Below are 17,920 nucleotides of genomic sequence, written 5' to 3'. Positions count from 1 at the left end.
GCCTCGACGCGCGCCAGTTCTCGATCCCGCCTACCGATCCCTGCCCAGCGTCCATTGCACGGGATGGCCGGGAAACAGGGGCACCACGATTTGCTTGCTGTCGACGATGGTCCCATCGATCCAGGCAGAAACGCTCTCCTCGATTTCGATCGTTGACGGTCCCGAAAAGCGCCATCGTTCGCGGCCGATCCGAATGAGGAGGCTGTCTTCTTCGCGGTCGACCCGCGCTTCGGGGGCAAGGTGAAAGCGCAAGGTCCCGGAGGCGGGGGCTTCGATGGCGTCATCCCCTGAAATGTCATGGCCGTCTGGGGACAGAACGATCCGTCGGGCGTGGCGAGCCGTCCGCCCCTTATGGTCGAAGAGCAGGGTCAGGGGGTCTGGACGGATCAGGCTGGGGGTGCCCTCGATCGGCAGGTCCGACAGGGTCGAGCCCGCGGCCTGGGCGAGAAGCGCCTCCCGCCAAGGGCGCAGGCGCCGGGCAAAGGCGGCCGCAATGGGGCTCGGCGCGCCGCAATTGACAATCAGCGGTTGGCCGTCGGCGCTGATCGATAAGGCGCCGGGAATCGCCGTTTCCTCATCCTCGTGGTTGCCGCCGTCGAGCAGGACTTTCACCGTTCCCGCCGTCACCCGCCCCATGCCCAGATCCGTCAGGAGTCGGTCCGCCGCGCTGTGATCGGAGGGAGACAGGGCGGAGAGCAGCGAGGGAGAGGGGGCGCTTTGCCCCGGAAGTCGCAGGCCTCCTGTGGTTTCGAGGAGGGCCCCGGCGAGCAATCGAATGGTTTTGAGGCTATCGTCGAGGGCGCCGGGAGGGCTTAGTCGTCGACCTCTGAAGCTCTCCTTTACCGTCAGCAATGTGTAGCCGGTGTCGAGCAGGGACGTATGGGACCGCCAGCCAAAGGGCAGCGTTCCCTCAGTGAGGGGCTTGAGGGCTTCGGCCAAACCGGTCTCTCCGGGCTGGCCGATTAGCCGCTCGGGGGGAAGGCAGAGGCTGAGCAGTGTCCGGGCAGAGGCAATCGTGACATTGCGCCGTCGGCCGCGCGCATAGCCTGTGCGTCTGGCGAGGTGGCGCGCCGACCGCGCCAGATGATCGAGCACCGCTGCACGGCCCGGATTGTCCATGCGGACGAACAGATCCTCTATATGGCGCAACAGGGCGATAGACCGTCGCGCCACCAGATAGGGGTGCCAGGCGGTCTGCTCATAGGTGCCGTAATAATGAAACCATTGTCCCACCGTCGCCGCCAGGTGATCTTCCCCCGCCTTGGCCGCCGTGACCAACGGCCCAAGCCAGTCAAACCCGTGCAGCAGCGTGACTGAATCCTCGGCGGGGGGGATTGCACTGCCGGACGCCGCCCATTTCGCCGCTTCACCGGCCAGGGCGGGATAGGGGCCGGTGTGGGCCGATGGGGAGAACAGAAGGGATTGCGGGACAGGGCCTCTTAGTTGAACTTCGTGGTAGAAGCGGGCTCGTCCACTGCGCTTTGGCTGTGGGGGAAGGTTAGGCAAGGACGTCCCCTGCCGCTTTCAGGGCGGCGATGTTCGCGCGATAGCTGTCCGGCCCATCTTTGAAGACAGCGGTCCCCGCAACCAGCGCCGTCGCCCCTGCATCCAGGACGCGGCGGGCGGTTTCCGGCGTGATGCCGCCATCGACCTCGATCGTGATATCCCGCCCGGTCGCGTCCACCATCCGGCGCAGCCGTTCAATCCGGGCCAGTTGACCGTCGATGAATTTCTGGCCGCCAAAGCCTGGATTGACGCTCATCACCAAGATCAAGTCGATCTCGTCGAGGACCGGGGTCACCGTTTCGAGAGGGGTGGCGGGGTTGAGGGCGAGCCCTGGTTTAACGCCGAGCTGCCGAATGGTTTGCAGACTCCTGTGAAGATGCGGTCCCGCTTCAGGGTGGATCGATAATATCGATGCGCCCGCTTTGGCGAAGGCTTCAAGATACGGGTCGACCGGCGCAATCATCAGATGCACGTCAAAGGGCAGGGATGAATGCGGCCGCAAGGCTTTGACGACGCTAGGCCCGATGGTGATATTCGGCACAAAGTGACCGTCCATCACATCGACGTGGATCATATCGGCCCCCGCTTCGGTGATGGCGCGGACCTCTTGACCGAGCTGCGCGAAATCGGCGGACAGGATCGAGGGGGAGATGAGTGGCGTAGGCATGTCCATCGAATAGGGCGCCGAGCGACGAAGAACAACGCCCTCTTCTTCCCCTTTCCCCCTCAAGGGGCGCTGCCCCTTTTGCGGCCACAGTTCTTGCGACCGCTGGGTGGCGCCCAGAATGACCTTGCCCCCTCCGCGAGGGCGGCGAAGGGGGCAAGTGTCAGAGTGCAATTATACAGGCGAGGTTCGCGAAAGGTGTTTTCCTCTCACTTGAGAGCTCAATAAATACAGAAATAGACGGAAATGTGGCAAGTGCCGTATTTTCATCAATTTTTCTGAAACACAGTTAAACAAATAGCACTGATTTTCTGGAGATGATGAACCTTCTCTTTAAGGTTTAGGTCGCTCCAGTTTCTTTTCCATGAACGCGCTTTCGATGTTGCAGTGACCACCGGTCGATCGCCGCGACGCCGAGGGTGCCGATCCCCACGGTAAGGCTCGCCTTCCACGATAGGTCGAGCAATAGCAGGGTGACCGCGGCAAGGGTGAGATACCCTGACCCTTTGGCGAGCCGACGGGCCGGGGTTTTGAGGCTGCGGCCGAGGGTTTGAGACGCTGATTTCGCAATGGCCCGAGAGTGCCGGGCGGCGGTTTGGGTCAGCTGTCCAACCGTCTGGCGACCTTCTGTTATCCACCGCAATAAACGGTGGGCGCCAAAGGCGGCGAAAGCGGTGCCGAGAAGGGCGCCGAAGGCGGCGCCCAGTGCCCACCTCATATGGCGGTCAGAGGGAAGAAGGGCGGGGCGGTCGGTAAGGGCGGGGGCGCTCAGCTCATCGATGGCAGCGGGGGTCATGACCGACGCGGTGGCTTGCGGATCCACCACAATCACTTCCCCACGGTCCAGGGTGGGGGCCGTGGTCATCGTCGCGTCTGATCGATCGGACAAGGCCATGGCGGCCGTCAACGCCACAAGGCTGATGCCTGCACCGCCGAAGAGTTTCTTTGTCCGCCCTGTCATCGCGCCCACCTTTATTGTAACGAAGGTATATCGATGAAAATGGGGGCTAGGGACGCGCGGATCAACGCCCATCATCGCCTTCGGATCCTCCCCCTGCGACATTTTGTACATGAGGAATGGCGTCTCTTAAGGGAACTTAACTGACCATTACCCTGTTGTGGCGAGTGAGTGGGTGGCCCGATCTGGGGCGCTCGCATGAGCCTCGAGGAAATCCGAAATGGTCATTGATAACGACGAGTATCTCAAAGCGACGATCCGCCAAGCCATGTCTGCCCCGCTCCTGTCCATCGAGGAAGAGCGTTCCTTGATGCGGCGTTGGGTCGATGATCAAGACGAACGCGCCCTCGGAAAGCTGACTCGCGCGCATATGCGGATGGCGGTGTCGACGGCCATCAAATTCCGCGGCTATGGCCTGCCGCTCGCGGATCTCATCCAAGAAGGCGCGATCGGTCTCCTCGAGGCGGCCAAGCGCTTTGACCCGGATCGCGAGGTGCGGTTCTGCACCTATGCCGGCTGGTGGATCCGCGCGTCGATGCAAGATTATATCCTGCGGAACTGGTCGATTGTTCGAGTGGGGTCGAAAAGTGCCCATAAGACGATCTTCTTCAACCTCTCGCGAATTAGATCGATGATCGAGGACGCCGACACGGCCCCACGGACCGCCCGGATCAAAGCGGCCGAGCGCTTCAATGTGTCGGAATCCGACATTGAATTTATGACCTCTCGCCTGGGGCGCCGGGATCAGTCACTCAATGCGATGCTGACCGACGATGGCGACATCGAGCGCCAAGACCTGATCCCCGATGAGCGGGAGGGGCCGGACTCATTGGCCGAAGGAACATTGGACCAGGCCCGCCGCAAGAGCTGGATCGGCAAGGCGCTCAAGACCTTGTCCAATCGCGAGCGCATGATCATCGAACACCGTTTTTTCACCGAGGAGAAAATGACCTTGTCCCGCCTCGGCGACGATCTCAGTCTCTCCAAGGAACGGGTCCGTCAAATCGAGAAGCAGGCTATGGGCAAGCTGAAAGCGTGCCTGGCCGCTGAAGCGTCGGAAGAAGCAATTTGATGGGTGTGTGTTGCCTTTTGGTAACGTTCGCCGATCTTTTCGCCAAAGATAGGCACATTTTTCGAATTACGGCGTTTCAATACTAACTTTGCCGCAATCTGGACCTAAATTTGCTCAACCAGATAAGTGAACAAAGCCTGTTGGTCGTGTGTGATTTTTGTGAAACTCAGTATTAACGTGAAAAATCGCTTAAGTAGCTGTTTCCAAGCTTCTTGCTGGACGCTATGAGGCCTGCAGGGGTGTTATGCTGGCGGGGAACGTCTCCTCGCTGGTATCGAATTCGTACCTTTAGGAGGGGTTGATGAAACTCAAATTGGCTATGTTGGCCGCCACGGGCGCAGCGGCGCTCAACATCGCGGCTTTCGCGCAAGAAGAGACCGGTTATTACGGGGCTCTCGGCGCTGGTTATACGTTCGAAAACGAAGAGACAACGGTCTCCACCGATGGCGCCGTCCGCGCTGGTTTGACCCCGTTCGAATTCGAAACGGATGCTGAGATCGAAGATGCCGTGAATATTTACGGCGCGATCGGCAAATACTTCCCCTATGCCTTCCGTGGTGAGCTCGAGCTCTCGACCCGCACCCAGGATGTTGCTCTGGTCCCCGGCCAAGCGGGTGTCTTTGCGGGCTTCCCGAATTCGGGCGACGATCTCGGCGACATCACCGTGACCACGCTGATGGCGAACCTGTACAAGGATTTCCCGATTGATGCCGCGGGTCGCCTTCGTCCGTTCGTCGGTGTCGGTGTCGGTGCTGCCTATGTGGAAGCCAACATCGAGAACACAATCGGTTCCCTGCCGGCCGTGCCGTCCGAGCCGAACAGCGTTTCCGTGGATGACGAAGATTATGTCCCCGCAGTGCAAGGTCTCGCCGGTCTGACCCTGGCCTTTACCGAGCAGCTCAATGTCGACCTTCGCTACCGCTATCTGTGGTTGAGTGAAGGGGAATTCGACGGCTTTGTGAACGATGGCGGTGCCGCCCTCGCTTACGAATACGACGCGCACGAAATCACCGCTGGTCTGCGTTGGGACTTTGCGCCCGTCGCGGCGGCGCCGGCTGCTCCGGCTCCGGTCCAGTATAAAACCTGCTTTGACGGCAGCCGTATTCCGGTGACGCAGACCTGCCCGCCGCGTCCGGTTGACACCGCACCGGAAGTGACCGAGCTTGAGCCGCTGGTCGTCTACTTCGACTACGACAAGTCCAACCTGACCGATGCGGCGAACACCCTCATCGCGGCGCGGGCCGAAGAAGCGATCGACGCCGATGTTGCCAGCGTGACGGTGCAAGGGAACACGGACACCGCCGGTTCGGCGTCCTACAACCAAGCTCTGTCGGCCCGTCGTGCGAAAGTGGTCAGCGATGCGCTCGTGGCCAATGGGGTCGACCAAAGTGCGATCACCGTCGAGGCTCTCGGCGAATCGAACCCAGCGAAACCGACCGGCGACGGCGTGCGTGAGCCGCTGAACCGTCGGACCGAAGTGACCTTCGGCTTCTAAGCTGAGCTCAACGAAATGAGAAAACGGGCGTCCCTCGGGCGCCCGTTTTTTTGTGCTCGCGGCGCGGTGACGGCGATCGCCGCGCTCTGCTCGCTCCACCTCTCATTGTGCTTGAGGGGGGATGCCGCAAGGCGGGTGCGTATTGGCGTTTTCCGGCCCTCCCTCTTCGTCTATTCTAAATTCTCCGTGACGCTTGCGAAGCGAACTTTCCACTTCCTCTGCCCCTCGATATTAACGGGCCCTTCACCCTTAACCGGGCACGGACGATAGCATGGCATCGGCCAAAGGCGGATCATCGCCATCCTCAGCGCGGCGTAAAAAGGGGCGGAGCGGCTCAACCCGAAGGGCTGCCTCAAAGCGCGTGATCTCCTCCCCGAAGAAACCGGCGACAAAAAAAACCGCTGCGGGGACGTCAGGTCGACGCAGTCCGAAATCCGCGGCGCGCACACCGCGCCGCAGGGGCAAACGGTCCTCGCCCTCAAGCCGACCCTTCAGGCGAATGGCCCTCCGGGCGTCGAGTCTTCTGCTCCCGCTCATCGCGGTCCTATTAGGGGCGAGCGTCATCTTCTTGGGAGAGTTGCCGCCCATCGATGGCCTCGAAACTGCGCGAAAGCAGCCGCGGATCGTGGTGCTCGATCGTCGGGGGGACGTCATCGGGATCAGGGGGCAGGATCGTGGTGAACCAATTGATGCCGCGACGCTGCCCGATCATGTAAAGGCAGCCTTTTTGGCCACCGAGGACCGTAATTTCTACCACCATATTGGCATTAACCCGGTGGCGATCACGCGCGCCATTGTTGTCAATATGCGCGCTGGGACGGTGCAGCAGGGGGGGTCGACCATCACCCAGCAATTGGTCAAGAACCTGTTGCTGACCCCAGAGCGCAGTATGAAACGAAAGGTCCAGGAGATGATCCTGGCCCTGCGTATTGAGGCTGCCTACACCAAGGACGAGATCCTCTCATTTTATCTCAATGCGGTTTATTTCGGGAATGGCGCCTACGGTATCGAAGCCGCCGCGCGGCGCTATTTCCAAAAGGCCCCCGCATCGTTGAGCGTGCCGGAGGCGGCGCTGCTGGCGGGACTTCTCAAGGCGCCTTCGCGCTACGCACCGACCGCAGACAAGGATCGCGCAATCCAGCGGGCCAAGGTCGTCATCAATGCCATGGTGGAGACCGGCGCGATCGATTCCGACGACGCCGCGACCTACTCGTTCGAGGGGGTCGCGTCGATCGAGCAAGCCGACTCACCCACGGCATGGGCCGCCGATGCCGCCATTGCCGAGCTATACGGTCTGGTCGACGAGGCAAAAGGACGGGACCTGACGATCCACACTACGATCGACAGTGAGCTTTCCCGCCGTACTGCCGCTGCGCAGGAGCGGCTCTGGGCGACGGATTCGCTGTTGACCGATGATGTGGAACTGGCGGCGCTCATCCTCGACGAGAACGGCGCCATTCGCGTGATGATCGGGGGGCGGAGCTATCGGTCTTCGGCCTATAACAGGGCCACCCGTGCCAATCGACAGCCAGGGTCGGTTTTCAAGCCGGTCGTTTATCTTACGGCGCTCGAACAGGGTTGGCGACCGGACGACAAGATCGCCGATACGCCGTTCACCGTCGACGGATATGCGCCGACGAACTATTCCCGGCGCTATTCCGGGATCGTCACGATTGAAGAGGCGATGCGTCGCTCTCTCAATGTGGCAACGGTCCGGTTGCAGGAGCAGATCGGCCGCGAAAGGGTTGTCGAGACTGCCCAGCGGCTCGGCCTTCCCGCCCGGGATGTCGGCCCCTCACTGGCCCTTGGCACCCTTCAGGCGGCCCCGCTCGATATTGCCTCGGCCTATCTCCCCCTTTCGGCGGGAGGGCAGCGGGCGGTCCCCTTCATGGTGACGAAAGCAACGGGGGCGGAGGATCAGCTCATCTATCGCCGTCGTCCGCCGCGCCCCATGGCGGCGGTGGTCGATAAGGATGATCTCGTCGCCTTCGACCATATGATGCGAGCGGTTGTCGAGCGGGGGACCGGACGCGCGGCGGCTGTTCCAGGTCATTATGCGGCGGGGAAGACGGGGACCAGCCAAGACAATCGCGATGGGTGGTTTGCCGGCTATGCCAGTGGCCGGGTCGGGGTGGTCTGGATCGGGCGAGACGATGACCGCCCCGTTCGGGGCGGAGGGCGGGCGCTGACCGGCGGGGGGCCGCCGGCTAAGCTATGGGGGGAAATGATGACCGCCGCCCTTCGGGGGGTGCCCCCGCGTCAGCCGACACCATGGGTCCCGGAAACCGATGGCATGCGGCTTTTTGATCATCTGACACGGATTCTTGCCGGTCGGGAGGAGGATCTGCCCCGCCGACGGGATGGCATCAGTGCACTGATTAACCGGGCGGAGGAAGCTCGGTAACGGAGGTTCTTTTGGGCGGCAAGGAAACGTCTCCAACGGCGCCATAACGAAAGAGAGACCGGCCCTCTGACTTCAGCCATGCCTCTTGAACTAGATAATCTTGGCAATGATTTTCTACCAGTGACCAGAACTCGGGCGAATGGTCGAGAAATCGCAAGTGACACATTTCGTGCAAGATCACGTAATCAAGCACTTGCGGCGGCGCGAAGACGAGGCGCGTATTAAAGGTGAGGTCGCCCCTGGCCGTGCAGGACCCCCAGCGCGTCTTCATATCTCGCACTCTGACCCGGGAATATTGAACCCCGAGGCTGTCCTGCCAATGATCGGCGCAATTGCGGCAATATCTCTTCAGTTCCTTGGCCAGGGTGCTGACCACAACATCGCCGACATTGTCGACGGCGGCCGGGACGGACACGGAATCGGGTGTCACGACACCTGTCTGAATAGAGGGGCTAAAGGTGATCATCCGCTCTTTGCCAAGAACGGGCACCGCAACGCCGGGGCGAAGATGGGCGGGCTCAGGCAATTCGGCTAAGCGGTCGGCGATCCACCCAGTCCGGGACCGGGCCATTTGGATCGCCGCATCGACATAGCGATCACCGGGACAGGTGACGGTCAACTTGCCGTGATTGTCCATCCGCAAGATCAGGCGTTTTGCCCGCGCGTCGACGCGGACCGCCATAGGCACGGTCTGGCCGTTGATTTTCAAGGGCGAGATGTCGAAGACCCTGGCCATGCTTATTGTCGCTCAATCCGCAGATGACCACTCCTGTTGATATGAGTCATGATGGTACCACAATGGACATGATCCTGTCTCCACTTCGCGTGAAATATGTGTGGCAACTCAAGGGCTTCTGGATAGGTCCCGTGGGACCATCCCTTCAATTGACAACGCAGGTCACGTCATGACGCCCATGATGGCGCAATATCACGCGATTCGGGAAGACGCAGGTGAGGCTCTTCTCTTCTATCGCATGGGCGACTTCTACGAATTGTTCTTCGACGATGCCATCAAGGCCTCGGCGGCCCTCGATATCACGCTCACGCACCGGGGAAAGCAGGAGGGCGAGGCGATACCGATGTGCGGTGTGCCGGTCCACGCTGCCGAAACCTATCTGGCCCGGCTGATCCGAAAGGGCTTCCGCGTCGCCATATGCGAGCAGACCGAGGACCCCAAAGAGGCCAAGAAACGCGGCAGCAAAGCCGTCGTTGCCCGGGAAATCGTCCGCATCGTCACGCCTGGGACTTTGACCGAGGAGGCTTTGCTGTCGCCGCGCGCGGCCAATCGGTTGGTGGCCGTGGCGCTGGATGACACAGAATTTGGACTGGCGACCGTGGATCTTTCGACCGGGGAAATCGGTCTTGAGGCGGGGAAGGGGGAGAGCTTGGGCGATCGGCTGAGCGCCCTGTCGCCGGCCGAATGGCTGCTCTCTGACCGCCAGGCATTGCCGCCACTGCCCGTTGATCTCCCGGCGCCGACGCGTCATCCCGCCCGAGATTTCCGCTCAGTGGTCGGTCGGGAATGGGCACAGACGATCTTTGGGGTGCAGTCCCTCGATGCCTTTGGGGAGTTGACTGAGCTTGAAGCGGGGGCCCTCGGGGCGCTTCTCGCCTATCTCGACCTTACCCAGAAAGGGCACTTGCCGCCGCTATCCCCCCCTAAACGCGCGATTTCTTCGGCGTATCTGTCCATCGATGCCGCCACTCGGCGGAGCCTCGAAGTAACGCGCACCGCCGATGGGCAGCGGGAAGGATCGCTGCTTGCGACAATTGACCGGACCCTCACAGGGCCGGGCGCCCGGCGGCTCGAAGCGCTTTTGACAGCCCCCCTCACCGACCCTCGGGCGATTGGCGATCGCCTCGATGCGGTGGCGGCGTTCGTCGACGATCGTCAGAGGCGGGAGGGAATGCGCGATCTTCTCAAGGGCGTCCCCGACCTGTCACGGGCCCTGACGCGGTTGGGGGTGGGGCGCGGCGGCCCACGGGATCTTAAAGCCATCGCCACGGGGCTCATCTCCGCGCGCGCCATCATGGCGGTGATGGAGGACGCCCCGTCGCGCTTTGCGCTGCCCCCATTGCTGCGCGATCTCCTGTCGACCCTTAAGGAGCGCGCGGCGGTTTGGGCGCCGCTGGCTGAGCCTTTGGCGGCGGCGCTCGTTGAGGACCCACCGCACCTGGTGCGGGATGGCGGCATCTTCGTCGACGGTATCGATGCCGAGCTGGATGCGGCACGGCGACTGACCAAAGACAGTCGTCAAGTCATTGCCGAGTGGGAGGGGCGGTATCGAGAGGTGACCGGGGTGCGCTCCCTCAAGATCAAGCATTCGCGGATTCTGGGCTATTTTATCGAAGTGACGGCAGCCAATGCCGATCATTTGCGATCGTTGGAGGTCGATGATCCCTTTCGGCACCGTCAAACCTTGGCGAATGCGGTCCGGTTTTCCACCGAGACCCTCGATCACCTCGATGGGCAGATCGCCGCGGCCGGTGAAACGACGCTGATGCGAGAGACGGCGCTATTCGAAGAGAGGCGGGCCGAGATCCTCGCGGCCCATGGTGCCATCCAGTCGACGGCGTCCGCACTTGCGGAAATTGACGTCTTCACGGCCCTCGCCGACCTGGCCGATGATCGCCGATATGTCCGTCCCCAGATCGATGACGGCTTGGGCTTTCAGGTCGAGGCGGGCCGACATCCAGTGGTCGAGGCCGCGCTGCCGGCCGGGGCCAGCGGTTTCGTGCCCAATCCTTGTCTTTTGTCCGAGGGGGAGGCGCCGTCATTGGCCGTTGTGACAGGCCCCAATATGGCGGGGAAATCGACCTTTTTGCGCCAGAACGCCCTGATCGCCATCCTTGCCCAATGCGGCTCCTTTGTGCCCGCCGCGCGGGTGAAAATAGGGATCGTGGACCGGTTGTTCTCCAGGGTCGGCGCCTCTGACAATCTGGCTCAGGGGCGGTCGACGTTCATGGTGGAAATGTTGGAAACGGCCGCCATCCTGAACCAAGCCACGGTCCGCAGTCTGGTGATTCTCGATGAAGTGGGGCGGGGGACCGCCACCTATGACGGTATGGCGATTGCGTGGGCCACCCTCGAAGAACTGCATGACGGGATCGGGTGCCGAGCGCTGTTCGCGACCCATTATCACGAATTGACGGCGCTTTCTGACAAGCTCGGCCGAATGCGCAACTTGTCGATGGCGGTCAAAGAGTGGAAGGGGGAAGTTGTGTTCTTGCACGAGGTGCGAGAGGGCGCGGCCGATCGATCCTACGGCTTGGCGGTGGCAAAATTGGCCGGCCTGCCGCGGCGGGTGGTGCGGCGGGCCGAAAGCCTCCTCGCTCAGCTTGAAGAGGGCCGGGGGCCGATCCCCACGATCGAGGATCTGCCGCTCTTTGCGCAATCGGACACCAATGAAAGGGAGGGGTCTGAGATAGCCGAGTTCCAAGATACGCTTTCACAGCTCGATCCCGATAGTTTAACGCCAAAACAGGCCTTGGAGCGGCTCTATGAGTTGAAGGAGCGATGGGGATGATGGACGGCGCCGATATCCAACTTCGTCTTGCGGACGAATTGCGGCGGACCATCGCCGACGGCGCCTCCTCCTCCGAGCTTGGCCGCTATCTGGCGAATGAGCGTCGACGGATCGTGGACACGGCTTTCGCCGGGGGCGGCGATGGGGTCGATATCGCCCGTTCGATCAGTGCAGGTACGGACTGGATTCTTCAGGCGATGATCGAGGCCGCGGCCGTGACCGATTGTGCCGTCTTCGCCGTCGGGGGATATGGCCGAGGTCGGCTGGCGCCCCATTCGGATATTGATCTGTTGATCATCACCGGGTCTGACGACGTCTCCATTTCCCAGCTTCTCTATCCCCTTTGGGACAGTGGACTGACGATTTCTCAAAGTGTCCACACGGTGAGGAGTGCTATCGAGAGCCTGAAAGAGGACCCCGTCTTTCACACAGCGCTCCTCGATGCCCGGCCCCTTAGCCCGGCGAATAAGCTGGCTGCGCAGTTTCTGGACAAACTCAAGGCCCAAACCCGCCGTCGTAGCCGCGCCTTGATCGCGGCGAAGATGCAGGAACGAGATGAGCGGTATGCAGCTAATAACAGCTCTCTTTATACTGTCGAGCCGGATATCAAGCAGGGGAGAGGCGGGTTGCGCGACCTCGATACCCTGCGATGGTTCTGCAAGGCGCTGGATCGGGAAGCATGTTTGGCGGAGCTATTCGATGATAAGGAACAAGCACGGCTCGATCGGGCTGATCGCTTTTTGTGGTCCGTGCGGGTTCACCTTCATCAAATCTGTCGGCGAGCGGATGATCGGCTGACTTTTTCCCATCAACCCCTCATCGCCGACCGATTGGGATTTACGGCACGTACCGAGTTGCTGGCGACAGAACGCTTTATGCGGAGCTATTTTTTGGCGACGCGGGCGGTGGCCTCATTGACGGGCTATGCGATTGACCGTCTGGCAGAAACCGTGGACCGCCGTCGCCGGCCGATCAGACCAAGACGGACCGTTCCAGAGCCGATCGTCTGGAGCCATAAGCGGCTCGACTTCGCGGAGGGAACCGTGCCGAGTGTTGCGGACGGCCTGTTGCTGTTTGCACTGGCGGCCGAAACCGGCTGCACGATCCATCCGCGGGCGCTCCAACTCCTTTCCCGAACGGTCAGATCGATTACTTTCGCAGAAACCGTGGAGGAAACCCTCGCGGACCGTTTCGTGGCCATTATCAGATCGGCAAAGCGCCTCGGTCCTCTATTGTCCCAAATGGCGGAGTGCGGTCTGTTGGGGTTGATGATGCCGGGGTTCGGGGGTGTGATCGGTAAGGTCGAGTACGGCCTTTATCGCCGTTTTACGCTCGACGACCACGTGCTTCGATCGATTTATGCCCTGGACGAATTGATCGAGGGGACCCTGAAGGGCGTCGAAACCATGCCGTTTGCGGACAAAGCCCGTGAACTTCGGGTTGAGATATGTATGGCGCTCTTGCTTCAAGAGGCAGAGGCGGCGATGCCGGGCCTGGGGGTCGAGGCGTTGCGTCAACGTCTTACCCGCCGTGTTGGGCTCTTTACCCACGATTCGCAAACCGGCGAGGATGTTGCCTTTTGCGTCGTCAATCGGATGATGCTGATCCGATCTGCGCGCCGCCGGAATATCATGGATATCGAGGTGATCGAACGCCTCTCTCACCAGGTCGGTACTCTACAGCGCCTGATGATCCTCAGTCTAGTGACGTTTTGTCGGCAACGTGTGGTCGGGTTGGGGTCGTGGGAGGATTTTGCGCGTCGAGACATCGGTGTCCTCATCGACCTTGTCCGACTTCAGATCGAAGGGGGAGAGGGAGAGGTTGAGCGCTATCTCAATCGCTACTCGGAAAAGCTAAGAGGTCGAGTGCAGCGATTGATCGATGCGGATGGTGCCGCCGCGCTCGATCACCTCATTGAGGCTGTGGGGGCTAGCCTCTGGGTCTATGCCGATGTGCCGGCGATTGCCGACCTTGCAACTCTTTTTGCAGGGATCATTTCAGGAAAAGAGCATGTGGGGCTTCACATCGATCCGGGGACGGAGGGGCTGCTCGATATTGTGGTCGTCTCTACCGACCGACCCACTCTCTTTGCCGAGTGCACGGGGGCCGCGTCTGTGATCGGTGGATCTGTCTTTTCGGCATGCGGGTTCTCGGTCGACCTTGCAGGGCGACGCGTGGCCGTCATTCTTCTTCAGCTTCAACGGGTAGGGAATCTTTCCCTGGAATTTGTGCCGGGGCCAGAGGAAAAGGCAAGGATCGAGGAATTGTTCTCCGCTATTGCCGAAGATCGCTGCCCCGACATCGCCTTGCCCTCGCCGTCTATCGATGATCGTCGTCATGTCTTCGACGTGGAAACGCAGGTCCGTATCGATGACACCGCCTCCAGCAAGGCGTTGGTGGTCGAGGTGGAGACCCGAGACCGCCCCGGTTTGCTGCATCTTCTGGCGGTAAGCCTCGCCGAGATCGGTGTCGACATCGAATTTGCGTTGGTGGCGACCTATGGCCACCGTGCGGTCGACACCTTTTACCTCCAGGACGCCCCGGGCTACAAAATCGAGGACCCCCGGCGCATCGAGGCGATCAAGCGCGGATTGCTTCGCGCCCTTGACGATTAGCGACGGAGTGGGAGGGATCCATGGCGACCGCGGAACCAGCCGACGGCGGATCGGGCAATCTGAAAGAATACAGCGTCAGCGAACTCTCCGGCGCCGTTAAACGAACGATCGAGGACGGCTTCGGCTATGTCCGGGTACGGGGAGAATTGGGTCGGGTCTCTCGATCGGGTAATGGTCATTGCTATCTCGACCTCAAGGATGAGCGGGCCGTTCTGTCGTCCGTGATCTGGAAGGGGGGCTGGTCGCGGCTCAAGGTCAAGCCAGAGCAGGGGATGGAGGTCATCGCCACCGGCCGCATGACGACCTTTGCCGGGCAAAGTCGCTATCAGCTTGTCATCGATACCTTGGAGCCCGCTGGAGCGGGTGCCCTCATGGCGCTGTTCGAGGCCCGCAAGAAAGCGCTGGAGGCGGAGGGATTGTTCGCTGCGGAGCGCAAACGGCCCCTGCCGCCCATGCCCCAAGTGATCGGAGTCGTGACCTCGCCGACCGGGGCCGTCATCCGCGATATCCTGCACCGGTTGAGGGACCGGTTTCCCGTACATGTCCTTGTCTGGCCAGCTGTCGTGCAGGGGGAGCAATGTCCGAAATCCGTCGTCGCAGGCGTAGAGGGGTTTAATGCTCTCCCCACTGACGGCCCCGTTCCGCGGCCGGATGTCCTGATCGTCGCACGGGGGGGAGGGTCCCTCGAGGATTTGTGGGGGTTCAATGACGAAGCCGTGGCGCGAGCGGTCGCGGCGTCGTCAATTCCGGTCATCTCCGCGATCGGGCATGAGACGGACGTCACCCTTATCGATTATGTGGCCGATCGTCGTGCGCCGACGCCCACCGCGGCGGCCGAGATGGCCGTTCCTGTACGAATGGACTTGAGCGGTCGCCTCGATGCATTGAATGTGCGGCTCACCCAACGGATTGGCCATCATCTCGAGGCCCAATCTCTTGCCCTGCAGTCCGCGGCGCGGGGGCTTGGCCGTAAGGAAAGCCTGATCGAGCCGGCCGAACAGCGCTTCGATAGGGCGGTCTCGCACCTTACCCAGTCGCTGAAGGTACGGGTAGAGAGGGCAACCCAACGGATGGAACGTGCGGCGGGGGGGCTCAGCGCGGCCCTGGTGACGGCGGCGGTGGCGATGAAGGCAGAGACCCTGAAGGGAATGAGCCAACGTCTGATAACAGCGCCGCCAAGACGCTGGGAGCAGGCACGGTCGAAGGTGATCAGTGCACGCCTCTCGCCTCACCTGGTGCGGCGCTCCCTCGACAGAGGGGGGGAGGAGGTCAAAAAAATCGGCGGCCGCTTAGGGCGCCTGACCCGCGAAAATGTTGATCGCAAATCAGCGCGCCTCGACGATCAAGCGCGACTTTTGCACTCGCTATCCTATCAGGGGGTCCTGGCGCGGGGCTTTGCCCTCGTCCTCGATGAGAGCCAAGGGGTGATCCGGTCGCCTCGCCAGATGAGGGCCGGGGAAACATACCATCTGCGATTTGCGGAGGGAGAGGTGCCTGTCCGTCATCTGATCGAAGGGGAGACGAAGGGACCTGCGGCAGCGTCGTCAGCTGCGAGAAAGACGCCCCAGGCCAAGACATCCCGCAAATCCGACGGCTCGCAAAGGGGCGAGCCTTCCTCCTCTGACGGCGGATCATTGCCGCCGCAAGCCAGCCTGTTCGGCGATGAGACCTAGAGCCGTGTCGGCAACTTGAGGCGTGAAATGTATCCAGGTCTTTGTTTGTCGTATTGTCTTTATGCGAACCGGGTCTTGCTTCGCCTGAAGAGGCTTTAGGGAGCTTGGTCTTCCCTCTCAGAACCAGTCGGCCTGCATGGCGAAAGCACTATCCTCGAGGCTGGAGAGGGTTTCGGCCCACCCCTTTGTTCGCGGCAATTCTCGATTGAAGAAATAGCGAGCGGCCTGAACCTTACCCTTCAGAAAATCGCTATCCCCCTCATTCCGGCGCACCTCTTCGGCTGCCAGACAGATGCGCAACCACATCCAGGCCATGACGAGATGGCCGGTGAAATCGAGATAAAGCGTGGCATTGGACAGCATGCGGCGGACCCCGACCTCTTGCGTCTTTCCGAGGATCGCCATTGTGGTTTGGCCAAAGCGGTCCAGGGCCTGCTTGAGACTTTCTTGAAATGCCGCGATATCCTTATCGTCCGTAGGGCGCTTTAGATCCGCGGTAACGGCCGCTACAAAGGCCTGGGCCGCAGCGCCGCCCTTTATCGTCACCTTACGCCCTAAAAGGTCTTGCCCTTGAATACCGTGCGTGCCCTCGTGAATAGGGTTGAGGCGATTGTCGCGGTACAGTCTTTCGACGGGATAATCTTTGGTGTATCCCGCCCCGCCCAGGACCTGAATGGCATGTTTGTTCGCCTCAAGACAAAATTCAGAGGGCCAGGATTTGGCGATGGGGGTCAGAAAATCGAGCAATAGGGCATCGGTTTCCGCCGTCTCTTCGCCCAGTTCGATCCGGTCAAGCAGTATCGCGCAGAACAGGCCAAGGGCAAGCGCCGGTTCGACCGCCGCCTTTTGCGCAAGGAGAAGGCGGCGAATGTCGGCATGCTCAATAATCGGGATCTGTCCGCTTCCGGGGGTTTTTTCGTCGGGATGACGACCCTGCGGCCGTTCCTTGGCGTAGGCGAGGGAGGCTTGATATCCCGACTGTCCCAAGGCGGCGGCGCCGAGGCCAACCGCGACGCGCGCCTCGTTCATCATCTGGAACATATAACGCAGGCCGTTATGGGGCTCTCCCACCAATTCGCCAATACACGCCTCGTTCTCACCGAAATTGAGGGCGCAATTGGTGATGCCCTTATAGCCCATCTTATGATTGAGCCCGGCCAGCGCGACATCGTTTCGCTCACCGACACCCCCCTCGTCATCGACGCGCTTTTTGGGGACGATGAATAGGGAAATCCCCTTGATGCCTTCAGGCCCGCCGGGGATTTTCGCCAATAAAAGGTGGATGATATTCTCCGATAATTCGTGATCGCCGCCGGATATCCACATCTTCCGCCCAATGATCTTGTACGATCCATCCTCCTGCGGAATGGCCTTGGTGGTAATATCGGCGAGGGAGGAGCCGGCATGGGGCTCGGACAGGCACATCGTTCCTGTAAAGCGGCCCTCGGCCAGGGGCGGGAGGTATTTCTCCTTTTGCGCGGTGGTGCCGAAGCTCTCGATCAGCCGCGCGGCCCCCAGGGTCAGCATCCCATGGGCGGTCAGCCCGATATTCGCCGCCGACAGCACAAAGGCGAGGGCCTGGTGCACGGTTTCCGGCAGCCCAAGCCCCCCATAGGTTTCGGGAAGGGGACCGCCGATCAACCCCGCCTCGCGCAGGGCGTCAAAGGCTGATTGCGCCTCCGGCAGCATATCGACCTTTCCATCGCGATAGGTGGGCGGCGTTTCGTCGAGGCGCGCGGCCAGGGGCTCGGCGGTCTCGGCGATATGATCCGCCGCGTCCAAAAACCCTTCAATGGCGCTTCGATCGAGGGCGTCAAAGCGCGGATGGGCAAGGAGATGGTCCAGTTTCGCAACGTCGAATAATTGAAAGGTCAGATCCTGACGATCATACATAGACTGCTCCTCTTGCGGTCGCTTTGCGCGGATTTTGCCGGTCGGTAGATCCTTTGTCTAAGGCATAACGGCATGCAAAGCGAAGCAGCGGTTGCTTCTCCTAAAAAGTGCTT

At 61.2% G+C, this 17,920-nt stretch carries 12 protein-coding genes; 6 read left to right on the top strand and 6 right to left on the bottom strand.

Features of this window, described 5'->3' with window-relative positions:
* Positions 1-30: 30 nt before the first annotated feature.
* The 3 genes from PB2503_RS02440 to PB2503_RS02430 form a co-directional block, all read right to left on the bottom strand.
* Positions 31-1,506 carry a heparinase II/III domain-containing protein gene (locus tag PB2503_RS02440; protein ID WP_041534865.1) on the bottom strand — a complete coding sequence of 492 codons (1,476 nt, stop codon included), beginning with the start codon at positions 1,504-1,506 and terminating at the stop codon, positions 31-33.
* Complete coding sequence (rpe, locus tag PB2503_RS02435) at positions 1,499-2,173, bottom strand: ribulose-phosphate 3-epimerase (RefSeq protein ID WP_041535169.1); 675 nt, start codon at positions 2,171-2,173, stop codon at positions 1,499-1,501. Before rpe ends, PB2503_RS02440 begins: the two co-directional genes overlap by 8 nt.
* Positions 2,174-2,510: 337 nt before the next feature.
* Positions 2,511-3,131: a hypothetical protein gene (locus PB2503_RS02430; RefSeq protein ID WP_148235165.1), complete on the bottom strand. Its 621-nt coding sequence runs from the start codon at positions 3,129-3,131 to the stop codon at positions 2,511-2,513.
* A gap of 217 nt (positions 3,132-3,348) precedes the next feature.
* Here PB2503_RS02430 and PB2503_RS02425 point away from each other — a divergent pair, with 217 nt between their 5' ends.
* Positions 3,349-4,200, top strand: a complete 852-nt coding sequence (locus tag PB2503_RS02425) for an RNA polymerase factor sigma-32 (RefSeq protein WP_013299630.1) — start codon at positions 3,349-3,351, stop codon at positions 4,198-4,200.
* A 301-nt stretch (positions 4,201-4,501) separates the two neighbouring features.
* A complete protein-coding gene (locus tag PB2503_RS02420) occupies positions 4,502-5,695 on the top strand; it encodes an OmpA family protein (protein ID WP_013299628.1) in 1,194 nt (397 codons plus the stop codon).
* Positions 5,696-5,944: 249 nt separating this feature from the next.
* Here the strand turns inward: PB2503_RS02420 and PB2503_RS14645 are convergent, their stop codons facing one another.
* Positions 5,945-6,232 carry a hypothetical protein gene (locus PB2503_RS14645; protein WP_013299627.1) on the bottom strand — a complete coding sequence of 96 codons (288 nt, stop codon included), beginning with the start codon at positions 6,230-6,232 and terminating at the stop codon, positions 5,945-5,947.
* A 31-nt stretch (positions 6,233-6,263) separates the two neighbouring features.
* Between PB2503_RS14645 and PB2503_RS02410 the strand changes: the two genes are divergently transcribed.
* Positions 6,264-8,099, top strand: coding sequence for a transglycosylase domain-containing protein (locus PB2503_RS02410; RefSeq protein WP_158305814.1), 1,836 nt, complete (start codon positions 6,264-6,266; stop codon positions 8,097-8,099).
* On the opposite strand, the gene PB2503_RS13700 is transcribed toward PB2503_RS02410, so the two are convergent.
* Entirely contained in the window at positions 8,074-8,835 is a 762-nt protein-coding gene (locus PB2503_RS13700) for a M48 family metallopeptidase (RefSeq protein WP_013299625.1), read from the bottom strand. The two genes, PB2503_RS02410 and PB2503_RS13700, sit on opposite strands and share 26 nt — an antisense overlap.
* A 169-nt stretch (positions 8,836-9,004) precedes the next feature.
* Between PB2503_RS13700 and mutS the strand changes: the two genes are divergently transcribed.
* Genes mutS through xseA form a run of 3 tightly spaced genes read left to right on the top strand, consistent with a single transcriptional unit; the run spans position 9,005 to position 15,914 of the window.
* Positions 9,005-11,626, top strand: a complete 2,622-nt coding sequence (gene mutS, locus PB2503_RS02400; RefSeq protein ID WP_013299624.1) for a DNA mismatch repair protein MutS — start codon at positions 9,005-9,007, stop codon at positions 11,624-11,626.
* Positions 11,623-14,241, top strand: a complete 2,619-nt coding sequence (locus tag PB2503_RS02395) for a [protein-PII] uridylyltransferase family protein (protein WP_013299623.1) — start codon at positions 11,623-11,625, stop codon at positions 14,239-14,241. The genes mutS and PB2503_RS02395 overlap by 4 nt, the downstream gene beginning before the upstream one ends.
* Positions 14,242-14,261: 20 nt before the next feature.
* Positions 14,262-15,914 (top strand): exodeoxyribonuclease VII large subunit, encoded by a 1,653-nt coding sequence (xseA, locus tag PB2503_RS02390; RefSeq protein ID WP_013299622.1) that lies wholly within the window; start codon positions 14,262-14,264, stop codon positions 15,912-15,914.
* Between the two features lie 117 nt (positions 15,915-16,031).
* Here xseA and PB2503_RS02385 read toward each other — a convergent pair whose 3' ends face one another.
* Positions 16,032-17,807, bottom strand: coding sequence for an acyl-CoA dehydrogenase family protein (locus PB2503_RS02385; protein ID WP_013299621.1), 1,776 nt, complete (start codon positions 17,805-17,807; stop codon positions 16,032-16,034).
* Between the last annotated feature and the right edge of the window lie 113 nt (positions 17,808-17,920).

Source organism: Parvularcula bermudensis HTCC2503, assembly GCF_000152825.2.
Classification (GTDB): domain Bacteria; phylum Pseudomonadota; class Alphaproteobacteria; order Caulobacterales; family Parvularculaceae; genus Parvularcula; species Parvularcula bermudensis.
This window is presented reverse-complemented; position numbering and strand designations above follow the sequence as displayed.

Excerpts from the sequence above, each read along its gene's own strand:
- rpe (WP_041535169.1), bottom strand. The coding sequence starts at position 2,173 with ATGCCTACGCCACTCATCTCCCCCTCGATCCTGTCCGCCGATTTCGCG.
- PB2503_RS02430 (WP_148235165.1), bottom strand. The coding sequence starts at position 3,131 with ATGACAGGGCGGACAAAGAAACTCTTCGGCGGTGCAGGCATCAGCCTT.
- PB2503_RS02425 (WP_013299630.1), top strand. The coding sequence starts at position 3,349 with ATGGTCATTGATAACGACGAGTATCTCAAAGCGACGATCCGCCAAGCC.
- PB2503_RS02420 (WP_013299628.1), top strand. The coding sequence starts at position 4,502 with ATGAAACTCAAATTGGCTATGTTGGCCGCCACGGGCGCAGCGGCGCTC.
- PB2503_RS14645 (WP_013299627.1), bottom strand. The coding sequence starts at position 6,232 with ATGAGCGGGAGCAGAAGACTCGACGCCCGGAGGGCCATTCGCCTGAAG.
- PB2503_RS13700 (WP_013299625.1), bottom strand. The coding sequence starts at position 8,835 with ATGGCCAGGGTCTTCGACATCTCGCCCTTGAAAATCAACGGCCAGACC.
- mutS (WP_013299624.1), top strand. The coding sequence starts at position 9,005 with ATGACGCCCATGATGGCGCAATATCACGCGATTCGGGAAGACGCAGGT.
- PB2503_RS02395 (WP_013299623.1), top strand. The coding sequence starts at position 11,623 with ATGATGGACGGCGCCGATATCCAACTTCGTCTTGCGGACGAATTGCGG.
- xseA (WP_013299622.1), top strand. The coding sequence starts at position 14,262 with ATGGCGACCGCGGAACCAGCCGACGGCGGATCGGGCAATCTGAAAGAA.
- PB2503_RS02385 (WP_013299621.1), bottom strand. The coding sequence starts at position 17,807 with ATGTATGATCGTCAGGATCTGACCTTTCAATTATTCGACGTTGCGAAA.